This is a genomic window from Psychrobacter sp. 5A.1, assembly GCF_030407455.1.
In the GTDB taxonomy this organism is placed as follows: domain Bacteria; phylum Pseudomonadota; class Gammaproteobacteria; order Pseudomonadales; family Moraxellaceae; genus Psychrobacter.
The window spans coordinates 1-12196 of sequence record NZ_JASDDJ010000081.1 but is presented as its reverse complement, the minus strand read 5'-3'; the positions used below and the strand labels follow the sequence as shown (position 1 = coordinate 12196).

Annotated in this window: 8 protein-coding genes; 5 read left to right on the top strand and 3 right to left on the bottom strand. The window is 37.1% G+C overall.

The window, feature by feature from the left end:
* The 3 genes from QL982_RS13240 to QL982_RS13230 all read left to right on the top strand — a co-directional run.
* Positions 1-1593, top strand: a 1593-nt coding sequence (locus tag QL982_RS13240) for a DEAD/DEAH box helicase (RefSeq protein ID WP_290190383.1), incomplete at its 5' end; no start/stop codon positions are given.
* Positions 1594-1602: 9 nt separating this feature from the next.
* Positions 1603-3414: an ATP-binding protein gene (locus QL982_RS13235; RefSeq protein WP_290190382.1), complete on the top strand. Its 1812-nt coding sequence runs from the start codon at positions 1603-1605 to the stop codon at positions 3412-3414.
* Positions 3398-4333, top strand: a complete 936-nt coding sequence (locus QL982_RS13230) for a phospholipase D family protein (protein ID WP_201540368.1) — start codon at positions 3398-3400, stop codon at positions 4331-4333. Before QL982_RS13235 ends, QL982_RS13230 begins: the two co-directional genes overlap by 17 nt.
* Positions 4334-4354: 21 nt before the next feature.
* On the opposite strand, the gene QL982_RS13225 is transcribed toward QL982_RS13230, so the two are convergent.
* From QL982_RS13225 to QL982_RS13215, 3 genes are all read right to left on the bottom strand, one after another.
* Positions 4355-5191: a phosphoadenosine phosphosulfate reductase family protein gene (locus QL982_RS13225; RefSeq protein WP_201540367.1), complete on the bottom strand. Its 837-nt coding sequence runs from the start codon at positions 5189-5191 to the stop codon at positions 4355-4357.
* Positions 5192-8554 carry a hypothetical protein gene (locus tag QL982_RS13220; protein WP_290190381.1) on the bottom strand — a complete coding sequence of 1121 codons (3363 nt, stop codon included), beginning with the start codon at positions 8552-8554 and terminating at the stop codon, positions 5192-5194.
* A 64-nt stretch (positions 8555-8618) separates the two neighbouring features.
* Positions 8619-9635 carry a DUF4007 family protein gene (locus QL982_RS13215; RefSeq protein WP_201540365.1) on the bottom strand — a complete coding sequence of 339 codons (1017 nt, stop codon included), beginning with the start codon at positions 9633-9635 and terminating at the stop codon, positions 8619-8621.
* Positions 9636-9799: 164 nt separating this feature from the next.
* Here QL982_RS13215 and QL982_RS13210 point away from each other — a divergent pair, with 164 nt between their 5' ends.
* A complete protein-coding gene (locus QL982_RS13210; protein WP_201540364.1) occupies positions 9800-10957 on the top strand; it encodes an aminotransferase class V-fold PLP-dependent enzyme in 1158 nt (385 codons plus the stop codon).
* A 135-nt stretch (positions 10958-11092) separates the two neighbouring features.
* Positions 11093-11809: a 3'-5' exonuclease gene (locus QL982_RS13205; protein ID WP_201540363.1), complete on the top strand. Its 717-nt coding sequence runs from the start codon at positions 11093-11095 to the stop codon at positions 11807-11809.
* Positions 11810-12196 lie beyond the last annotated feature (387 nt).

The following is a 12196-nucleotide window of genomic DNA, read 5'->3' as shown; positions in this document are numbered from 1 at the left end:
GAAACAAGATTAATTATTGAAGAGTTGGAGGAGAAGAAGATCCCTATAGATTACCATGCATTAATTTTGACAAAAATTGATGAAATTTTAGCGGAAGATTCAGATAAAAAACTATCCTTTATTGAGCTAGTCATTAGCAAGCAATCATTACCCTCTTTACAAAACCTTATTAACCACTTTGGTATTGAAGTATTGGAAAGCAATAAATATCTAGCTGTAACAGAGTACTTTAAAAGAAATATAGCTCAGTTAAGTCAGATTTTAGGCTTTTACTCTACTACTAAAGAACTAACCCAGAACTCTAAATTTGACGCTGTCAGACGTATTGAGCCCAAATATCCTATTCGTAAATACCAGCAAAGCTGTACTTCCGATTTATGGCATCTATATGATAATAAAGAGCACAGAGCTTTACTTCATTTACCTACTGGCGCCGGAAAAACTCGCACAGCCATTAATTTTATTTGCGAGTACTTAAGGGATAATACTCACAAAAGTGTCATTTGGTTTGCAGACACTGTAGAGCTGTGTGAACAAGCACGTAACGAATTTAACATAGCTTGGCAAAGTATAGGTAATAGAGGAATGGGAAGTTTTGCATTCTATAGTAGCTCGGAGCTCTCGCTTAGTGGTATTAATGAAGGTTTTATTGTTGCTGGATTACAGAAGTTTCGCTCTCAAGAATCATCAGATAAAGCAAGTGCCAAACTCATCCTTGATCACTTTAAAAAAAACGTAGGTTTAGTGATATTTGATGAAGCTCACAAAGCACTAGCTTCCACTTATAAAGATATTATTTTAGATATTATAGAAAAAGCAGGAGTTAACTGCTTCTTACTAGGCCTGAGCGCAACTCCAGGTAGGAAAACATATATAAACAGTGAGGACGACGAAGAGAACCAGCAATTAAGTGAATTGTTTAGCAATAATAAGGTTACACCAATTATTGATGGCTACGTATCAATAATTGAATATCTCATCGAGGAAAAATTCTTATCTAACTACACAATACTACCTATTAACTATGATAATAGTGAAACTGTATTTAGAATGCATAGTGATTTCGAAAAAGATAGCAAACTATTAAACTATCTTGCTGATAGTGATCTACGTAATGATGAAATCATAAGTACAGTGATTGCAGAGATAAATGCACCTCACCCTGAAATAGAAGAGAGGCCTGGAGCTCTGAACCAAGGCATCGTGTTCGCTTTAAACGTTAACCATGCTAAAAGACTAGAAATCCTATTAAATAACGCAGGAGTAAAATCCAAAGTTATTATAGGTAAAACTGACTCTTATCAACGCAGTGTGGCTATACAACGCTATAAAAATCAGGAGATAAGAGTTCTAATTAATTATGGCGTCTTAACTGCTGGTTTCGATGCACCTTGTACTAATTCCGTTTTTATCACCAGGCCTACATCGTCCCTAATACAATACTTGCAAATGGCGGGACGTGCTATGCGTGGTCCCAAAAGTGGCGGAAGTAAAAATTGTCGTATCTACACTGTGAAAGATGAAGACAAACAATTCAACAATATGTATAACGCTTTTAAATACTGGGACACCAGTTGGAAGTCTAAAAAATAAGGATTAGTTATGAATTTAGAGCAACATCCGTATGTACGTCCTTCTCAAGTGATTGAGTCAATGCGTGATAATGGATATAAAAATACAGCTTATGCACTAGCTGAACTTATTGACAACAGTATTCAAGCTGGAGCTAAAGTTGTACGCTTTGTCTGCTTTGAAGCTTACGAGCAGATTAATTCTACTAGTCGCAGACGTATCCAAAAAATAGCTATATTAGATGATGGTTATGGCATGGATGAAAAAACACTATATATGTCTCTAGAGTTTGGGGCTTCAAAAAATAAAGAAGACCCTGAAGGTATGGGTAAATTCGGTATGGGATTACCAAACTCAAGTATATCCCAGTGTAAAAAAACTGAAGTTTGGAGCTGGATAGAAGGTAATCAACCTTTTTACACTTATCTAGATGTTGATAAAATAAAAAGCGGTGAGCAAGAAGCGATTCCTTATCCAGTAACACGTAAACTCGACAGCAAGCTTGCAGATGCATATAAAGGTGCTATACCTACATCTGGTACAGTCATCGCATGGTCTGAGCTTGATAGATTGCATTGGAAAACATCTGCGACTCTACTTAAACATACGCAAAATCTTATTGGGCGTATGTATCGATATATGCTGCAACATAAAAATGAGAACAAAAGGGTTCGTATTGTTTTTGAGAATTACTTATATAATCATTCAACTCAATCCTATGAACTAGAGGAATCTGTTAACTTTAAAGCAAATGACCCAATGTATTTGATGCAAGGGACTGTTGTAGAGGAAATGAAAGATTTCCCTGATGATTTTAAAGGACAGTCTTTATTCGATATTAATGCAGATGAAAATCTAAGTAAAAAAGATATTACTCTATCAGATGGTACAAAAGGTTCTTATATTATTAGGACGTCCTCTATAAAAAAAGACTTTGCTAATAAAATGACTGAGCAAACAAACGCAAAAATTGGCAGTACAGATGTTGGAAGGCAATTTGCTTCCAATATAGGCCTTTCTATCATTCGGTCTGGCAGAGAATTGGATTTAAAAAGAGATTTTAAAATTAAGGATAACTATCAGAAAGATAGATATATTGGCGTTGAAATTCATTTCTCACCTAGTTTAGATAAGTTTTTTGGTGTAACTAATAATAAGCAAAGTGCTACCAAAATCCAGCCTCCTAATTTACCAGAAATAGCTCTACAAGAAGATGTAGATGAATCTAAAGTCATCGAAGTCATAAAACAGAGTGATCCGGATTATGCGCTTTTATTACAGTGTCTTTCTGATATAGAAAAAGCTTTTGAGGTTTATAGTGAGTTAGATAAGAAGAAAATATCTTATGGTAGAGATAAAAAGTCTGAAGCTCCTGATAATACTGATTTAGCAACGGTTAGAGCAACGAATGCGGAACAACAACGTGCAAACGAACATCCTACAGCAGGTGATGAGGACAAACCTAACCCTGAAGACATGAAAGAAGTGTTAAGCGAAAAAAACTACAATGAAATTGAGTTAAATCAGCTTATTAAAGATGTGATAGAAAATAATATTATTGTAAAGTTTGATGAAAGAGATGGTCCGCAAACGATGTTGTTTGATATTTCTATCATTCAAGGATTCACGCTGATACAAATTAATACTGAACATAACTTCTACCGGAACTTCATGTCAAAAGCCACAGAAAGAGACCAAATGCTCTTGAAACTGTGCTTAGCTGCTTGGGGTAGAATGGAAAAAGAAGCACCAACAGAAGCTGTCAGAAGGAGATATGAGTTATCTCGTCAACAATGGGGTGTAATGTTAGATGGATATTTAAGCGATGAAGAAGATTACTAGTTTACCTATAGTTCAAGATAATCATATTATAGATACTAGGTCCATTACTAAAGTTTTACAGACACTAATAGAGCAAGCCAATTCAATATGCTTTATTAGTGCCTTTCTAACTGGTTCTATACTTGAAGTCTTTAAAGAAAATGATTTTGAAAAAAATATAAGCTTATACATTAGGTGTAGACCATCTGACTGTATAGGAGGCAGCTGTGATCTTAATGTACTAAAGCAGTTAATTTCTAAAGGGGTTAGTTGCTTTATTGATTATAAATTACACGCTAAAATTTATATATTTGACTCGAAAGACGCTGTTATTGGCAGCTCAAATTTAACTGCAAATGGCTTAGGTTTCTCCCATTATCCAAATTTTGAACTTAACTATAGCTGTCAACTATCAAGTTCAGACTTGTCTCAAATTGATAATTATCTTGCTCAGTGTGTACAAATAAATATCAATGATATCGAGAAAATGCAAAAAGAGCTTGCATTGATTAATACTACGTCATTAAATAATATACCTGATGAATGGGAAACAGTTGATTTAAAGCCTAAAGAAGAGTTGTTAGGACTATTTATTGAAGACTTCCCAAAGAGCAATCCATTTGACTTATCAAAGTATAGTGAGAAAGATATAGTTCATGATCAAACGATGTTCGGTACAACTCCCTCAGACAAAACCAAGTTTAAGCAATCAAACGTATTTAAATTTATTCATCGGTTTATATCATTACAAGAAAGTAAGTCTGCTAGCTTTGGTGCTATAACAGCCTATTTGCATAACCATATATTAGATGACTTCTCCCCGTATAGAAGAGAAGTCAAAATATTTTTGCAAAACTTTACATCGTATTTAGAGTTCTATGAAAACGAGATTATTAAGGTCAAGAGACCAAATTATAGCCAAGTATTTTTCCTAGAATAATCATGTACTTGTAGATAATTTCTACTTATGACACATCACACACATTTTGCCTTGACCATAAATATCATCCATATCTAACTCAGGCTCACCATCAGGTCTAAGCGGATTAACCTTAATTCGCTTCTTCATTTTAGCAAGTCGCTTGTCATGATCTGCTTTAATTTCAGCGATGCGTTCAGGACGACTAAGCTCTTCTAGGGATTCACGTTCAGACCAAGTAAAGGGGGTTTGGTTAGCTAGTGCTTCCTTCTCATAAGCCATAGCCTCTTTAAAAGCTTCAGGATGGCGCTCTAATAACCCTACCCATTCTATCTTACGCTGGAAAAAGCAGAAGGTACACCCACTACGAGTACGCCACTCATAATATGACGGTAGCCCTACTCCAGAGTTTTCTAAGATATCCATAACGCCCGGCTTATCAATTCCGTCTTCTCTGAAAGGCAGTTTAATAACCAGTTTTTCATCACTGGAGTCATAACCAGTACGGTATGGCTCATCTGAACGAATAGCGACATATGAGTGTACCTCATAGCCCTCATCTAAAAAGCCCTGTACCCAGTCTTGAAACGGCTTTAGCTTCATTTTGATGGTACACCAGCGAGCCTGGGGCGATGGCAAGTAATCATTATGCTGAGTTAGCCAAAAGTCAAAATCTCTATCAGGATTGATGTGTTGTACAGGTTTACCTAAGTACCCTTCTAAATAAGAGAGATACTCATACACTTCATCAAGCTCTTTGCCAGTATCGGTAAAGAAGTACTCAATCTCTAAATCTGGGTAATTATCACGCATATAAATAGCCAATGCTGCACTATCTTTACCACCTGATATACCTAATACGTGCTTTATTTTCGACATTTAAGATTCTTCCTTTTCAGCATCTTCTTCATTTAGAGCTTCTAAGAGCTTCGCAATGACAGCAATTCTATCATTCATATCGAATTGACTTGCTTTTAGAGAGTTTGTAATTTCTTCTACCTTTTTATTGATAGGCTCGATATTTTTAGAGGTGATGTGCGCTTCTCTTACTCGGCTGGTCGTTGCATTAGGAGACTTCGTAATCACCCCGACTTTTTGTCTATCTGGACTGGCATTCACATCAGCGTTGACCTCTGCTTCTAAAAACTGAAACCCATACGTCGCAATACGCTGTTGCGCCTTGATGATATCTTGGTCGATCCACTTCTTAGAGGGCTTATTACCCGCCAGCAAACTGATTAAACTTTCAGCATCGTTCATAGAGCCATCGTATTTAACAAGTCTAGCTATAAACGCATCTAACAAATAATCACCGGACTTGCCAAATAATGCTTCTGAGCGTTTATTGATTTCAGTATAAGGGTTAACACTGTCTTCTTTTATTTTAAGATAATTCTGTAGTCCCATATTTATCTCAGACACTAGATCTGGATAAACCTTATCTAACTCTTGTAGACCTTCAATTATTTTTTCTACTTTTGCATCATCATCATCTGTTGCGTTAAAAAACTTAGGCAAATCATCAAAGAGCAGTTGATTAGGATCATTTGCTTTTTTCAAAATATCGCGCAGCTGCTTAGTTTTAGGTGATAAGGTATTAGTACGCTGAATCCATGGATGCAAACCATAGAAAATACTAACTAATGCTTGAGCAATCGGTAGTGGTTCATCCTCAATCTGAGTATTTAGACGAGCGCCGAACTCTTCTTGCAACCTGTCTCTTAAAACATGAATCCACGATTGGACGCCCTCTAAGAAAGATACCTCTCTTACACCTACATCAGCAGGGACTTTTATCAGGTACTCAGCCAATAAGTATTGGACCGAAGGCTTATATTCACCATTGATATAATTAGCTAAGTCACTGTGACGCGATAATATGTAGGCAATGTATAGGATTTCATGAAGTCCTGCTTTCACGCCATAAGGAGGTGCCTGCCAGGCTTCGTAGATTTCCTTAGCAGTAACTAGATCCCCTTTAGCCTCAGCAATGATGTTATCGGCACACTTCCAGATGGCCTGTAACTGCATATCATCAGGCTTAGAAAAATAATAATTACCCTCGCTATCTGCTTTATGCAAACCATTTTTGACAATAACCGACTCATATACGCCCTTTTCAGGTGGAAACTTATCAATTCCTAAGCTTGCCTCTTCACTACGTTCAATCATACGTTTAAGCAATTCACGGATAGCGCCTTTAGCGCTAGGTGAGGGTTTATTACGATTAACCAGCTCATTATTACATATGAAGTTTTGGGTAACTTGCTTATCGGCGATGGTTGATGCAAGTGCTGAAAGCTTGAATCTATTCAACTGGGTTTCAGGGCTTGCTAAATGTTTGCTATACCATTTCGATGCATTCAAACTCTTGTCAAGCAAGGTATTTAAAGCATCTTCTATCTCAACCAGACGCCCTTCTGTCTCTTGCCTTGCAATCTTATCGTTTAGCAATCTTTCTTCGTTTTTTAAAATATTACTAAGTGCAATTTTATCTTTCAACATATCGATGATAATCGTATGACTATCTAAGACCGCGACAACTAAGTTATTGAATTGATCAGAGCTGTCTATTTTTTTGCAAATCTCTGTTGCCAATAATACTTCTTCATCATTTTTTGGTATTAATAGGCAGAAGTATCCAACTAATGATGCATTTATACCATCTTGTAGACTCGCAAGTACTTCTTCTAATCCATCGGTAACGGGAAGTAGCTTAACTTCCATCCAACGCAGGCTACCCGTGAGTTGATAATGTTTCTTTGCAACGATAGGCTCAAACTGTTCTAATTGCTCAAATGGTAGCGAGTCAAGATCCTGAATCTGTTCTCTCACCGCATCGTTTAGGTTAAAGTCGCTGCCTTCACTAAGAACATAAGATTGTTTAAATTTACTATAAAATATAATGGATGCAGACTCTAAAGACTTTATAAGATCATTTAGCTGATCTTTATCTATGTCTAATAGTGTCTGTAATAGCTCAGGACTCGCGTGCACTCCTGTACCATCTGCGAAAATACTAATCAAAGCAATTATTTTAATTAACTTAACGGCTGCCTCGTCATCAAGTCCTTCATAACGGTTGACTGCTGCTTGAGAGAGTAGCCATTGTTTACTGTACTCAGAGGCAATAATAGCGTTATTTAAATTACTATCTAGATAATCCCAGAACTGATGGGGCTTAAATAAGGCAAACTCTTCTAACTTAGTATTTTTCAGATAATAGCCAAAACCGTTCGGTTCGGAAGACATTAAGAAAGAAAAGATGCTACGCTGATTTTGCCCAAAGTTCTTTTGAGACAACTTGCATAGCAAAATTGCCACAAGCGGATGTAGAGGAAATACATCACTTAACAGCTGGGTTAAACTCTCAGAGCTGGTTTGGCGGTAGTTAGTAATATTAGCCACTAGCGACTGAATTTGGGCAGTAAATTCAGCGTTGTCTTTGTGCTCTTCTAACTGTTCATTCGTTATATTGATGACTTGACCAATCAGATAGATCTGCTCTTCAACTGATAATGTAATGGCAAAATCAACAAACCTACCCTGAATCTTCATCCACTCATTATGCGTTTTAGCAGTCGCTTGGCGCGCGTAAGCTGTAAAAGATTGATGCAACATGCCTATTAGAAGTATTCTTCCACTAGTTCTATTCACAAACTCAGCAAGCTGTTGTAGAAAATAAATATCATCTGGACGATGACTCTTAGCCGCACCATCAAACACCTTACCTAGCTCGTCAATAAAAATAATAAGGCGTTGTTCATCATCGATATAGCTATCTAATGCCTCTAAAATCTCCTTTGCATCTGCACCTGAGGGTAATCCGAGTGCATCTCTAAATATCCGCTCTGGCGCTATCGTCTGACCTGTTAGGTTAAGCGTTTTCCATTGTTGGCCTTCCGAGTTAAAGTGTTTAACAATAGCAGTCTTATTTTTTTTGCTTAACTTAGAAGATGCGATTTCAACAATCTCTTTATCATGACTTACTAAGCCCTGTAGAAATAAAGCCAAACTAGATTTGCCAGATCCAAAAGGGCCTGTCCAAGTAAACGCTGTCTGTCCACCCTTTATATGACTAATCATATTCATTAGAATTTGTTCATAGGAAGCAGTACAGTAAAAGTTACTGATAGGACCTTTGTCGTTGCTATCAGCATAGATATTGATAGACCGCTGAAAATATTGGTTCCGCTCGATGTGGTCAATAAGGTAGTTATCTAAGTTAGGGCTATTATTCATGACTATTTATAACTCTATAATTAATTTATTAAAAATATGGTGATTAAATATTTTTCAGGATCTATTAGTGGCTATAGTCTTCATTTCGGATATTTTCTACGCATTGCTCAAAAATGGCATCAAGACTACTACCATCAGTTATTTGAAATTGGCGAATCCCAGCAGACTGAGTCCAAGCCAGCGAATATTTAGAGTCTTGTAATTGCTCTGCATAATCTATAATCGCATCTTCATCCAACATGAATACCCGACCTGGAGAGCATTCGTCATAAGTGCACATCTCTAGCGACAAGGTATCAGCTGCCCCATTATGAATCTGCCAACAGTTAATTAATCCATAAACAAAAACATGCAGTGTCAAAGAGTTCTTCTCACCTCGTAGCGCTCTAATGTTTTGTTTATTAACACGGGTCAATAGCCCAAGCTCTACTAGTGGGCCTTCTAATACATTTTCAAAATCATCAGTCGCTTTACGAGTTTTCGTTGTGTAATTTTGAATCAAGCATTCAATATCTTTTTTTATTGTTGAATCTGAAGGAGTAGATAGGCCATGGTCTTTAAAAAACTCTTTTAATAAGCGAGCAAATTCTTCGCGGCTTAACTCTGATTTCGTATTGATATTGAACAGCCAATAATAGGTCATTAAATTAGGGTTTGTGACAAGGCACAAATGCAATAGCCAAATGGTTGAAGGCGATTCTAGATAAGGATCCAAACCATGATCAGAAAAAATATTTTCAGCGTTATAAAAAGAGTTGAGTTGTTTAGTTGCGTCTACATTACCGTCTTTCGAAATTTCATCAATTATCGTAGTAGGCTGTGTATTATAATAAGCGCTGTTATCTCTGATAATCATAGCCGTCTGTGTTGACCAAAACCGCATAGCATTCAACATATTTTTACCAACACCAAAGTCAGCAATAGCTGTATTTTGAGAGAATATGTTTTCGATCTCTTCAGATTCCGACTGTATTGCAATTTGATCATGAACTTTTTTTAACCAGCCATATCTCAGTGGGAAGGTATCATGGCCTGAAAGAGTTGGTTTTATATTATCTATCAAAGATGCAAAGTAACGCATAAATATCAATCAATCCATATAAATTATAATAAACTTGTCTAGTTGTTTTCTGCATTGGAACAACTCTCCAATGCAAGAGTATATCATGTTACTATCTTTATGTAATCAGATTCTAGTCTTTTCATCTTAAAGACTGCCCCATATAAATAAATAATGAAAATATTATGAAAAACATATACTTAGACTATAATTCACATACTCCATGCGATATATCAGTTATTAAAGCTATGCAAAGCGTATGGTCTCAGCCTGGCAACCCTCATTCAGAAGGACACTCGTTTGGTTGGAAAAAACAAACATTAGTCAGTGATAGCCTCATGACATTCGCTGATATATATGACTGCTTTGAGGAAGACCTCTTGTTTACCTCAGGTGCCACTGAAGCGAACAACTTAGCTATCTATTCAGGCATTCCCATTGCCAAACAAATAAGCCCGCAAGCAGATACTATCCTAACTAGTCATTTAGAACATAAATCCGTCTTAAACCCGTTAGAAATAATCGCTGATAAATATAATCTTAATTTGGTTTATTTAGAAGTTACATCAGAAGGTGTTATTTATCTACAAGATATGAAGAATAAACTTGAGCAGAATAATGTTCTGTGGGTTTCTTGCACTATGACCAATGGCGTTATAGGAACAAACCAGCCTATCTATCAAGTTGCTGAGCTGTGCCAGCATTATAATGTGATGTTACATGTCGATGCGTCACAAGCGGGTTATATGAATATCGCCTGTCACGATTTGGAAGTGGACTTTCTCACACTATCTGCTCATAAAATATATGGGCCATCAGGTATTGGTCTCTTGTACTCAAAGCATCTTCAGAATCCTGAGTTTATGCCCATAATTTCTGGTGGTGGTCAACAAGCTGGACTTCGTGCTGGCACGTTACCTGTGCCGCTCATCGTTGGATTTGCCGAAGCAGCTAGAGTATTAGATGAAAGTAAAGAAGCGGAGATTTTACGATTGACAGAACTAAGAGATACTTTACTAAATGGTTTGAATCAAGCTCTTGCAATCCAAGTGTTTGGCGACTTAGATGATCGCCATCCTGGTAACTTATACTTAGCGATTGAAAATATTGATAGTATGCAACTTCTTAACAACGTACAACCAAATATTGCTTTTTCGCTTGGATCTGCTTGTGATGGTTTAAATCGTGAATACTCGCCTATCATGAAGTCGATGGGTGTAGCAAAGGAAGTCGCCGAATGCGCCTTTAGAATTTGTGTCGGACGAATGACTACGATTGCAGAGGTTCATTCGACAATAGATATGATAGTAACTGAAGTCAATAAGCTGAAAGTCATTGAGTAACAGCTATGATATTCCGACTGAAGGTAGCATAAGGTGAAGCAAGATATCACTAGTAGCTAATACAGTACTGATAAATTAGATAAGCTCGTAAAAAGTAAATATCTCATATCAAATTAAGTACTACTAAGGCCAATTATGACCACATATATACTCGACACAGAAACCACAGGGCTGATTGAACCGCACATGACTGAAGCGGCCTACTCTATCGTTGATATCATTAATGGCAAGGTGACTGTGTTACAAGCGCCAAGAGCGAAGCGCTTTAATCCCCTAAAAGAAATCAGCTTAGGTTCTATGGCGATATCACACATTTGTGATGAGGATGTGGCGGATGAACCACCTCATACAAACTTCAGACTACCTAGTAGTGTTAAGTATTTAATTGGCCACAATATTGATTTTGACATGGCCGTTCTCAAAAATGCTGGCGTGACCCATGAGCCTAAGTTAATTTGTACCAATGCGATGGCTAACTTTCTCCTTCCTACGCTTGAGAGCCATAAGCTAGTATCCCTTCTCTATCACTTCCACCGTGATATAGCGCGCGCTCAAGCAAAGAACGCGCATGCTGCCATTGCTGACATCTACTTCACTGAGCTAGTGCTTGGTAGTCTGATTGATATGGCTAACAGTCAAGGTCATGAGATAAGTGATGTGGAGAACTTATATGAGTTTAGTCAAATGGCACGTATACCCACACACTTAAGTTTTGGTAAGCATAAGGGTGAGGCTATTGCAGATTTAGCTGCGAGCTCTGAAGGTACTGGCTATATTAAATGGCTGCTCAAACAGGACAGTGTTGACCCTTATTTAGCTCAAGCATGCCAGCAAGCATTAGAGTCGGTATAAATATACTGATGTAGTCAGTTTGAGCTATGCTGAAAATTGAGATCGATACTAGAAATAGTTAACGCTAAAGTAGGTCAAGTTCTTATTGAAACTATAACTTATTAGGTGGTAAGTCCCTCAAAATTATGGTGTTTAAAATATCATCAATATCTGCATATACCATAGAAAAATCTTGCTCTGACAAGTCGGAAAAGCTCTATATGCTATTCTCTATACAGTGTAAAGGGCTGGAGTACGAAATTCACTTTTCTTGGGTGACGCTATTAATATCGGGGTTTGTTAAGTCAAGCAGCCTAATATTTTTGTTACGAATAAAAGAACCAAACCAATTCCTACAGAACTTGTAACCCCAAAAGTAAATCTAAATACAGCTCCATAGGTTAGTAT

What these genes read in the sequence shown, in the direction of transcription:
- QL982_RS13235 (WP_290190382.1), top strand. Translation starts at nt 1,603, where the DNA reads ATGAATTTAGAGCAACATCCGTATGTACGTCCTTCTCAAGTGATTGAG.
- QL982_RS13230 (WP_201540368.1), top strand. Translation starts at nt 3,398, where the DNA reads ATGAAGAAGATTACTAGTTTACCTATAGTTCAAGATAATCATATTATA.
- QL982_RS13225 (WP_201540367.1), bottom strand. Translation starts at nt 5,191, where the DNA reads ATGTCGAAAATAAAGCACGTATTAGGTATATCAGGTGGTAAAGATAGT.
- QL982_RS13220 (WP_290190381.1), bottom strand. Translation starts at nt 8,554, where the DNA reads ATGAATAATAGCCCTAACTTAGATAACTACCTTATTGACCACATCGAG.
- QL982_RS13215 (WP_201540365.1), bottom strand. Translation starts at nt 9,635, where the DNA reads ATGCGTTACTTTGCATCTTTGATAGATAATATAAAACCAACTCTTTCA.
- QL982_RS13210 (WP_201540364.1), top strand. Translation starts at nt 9,800, where the DNA reads ATGAAAAACATATACTTAGACTATAATTCACATACTCCATGCGATATA.
- QL982_RS13205 (WP_201540363.1), top strand. Translation starts at nt 11,093, where the DNA reads ATGACCACATATATACTCGACACAGAAACCACAGGGCTGATTGAACCG.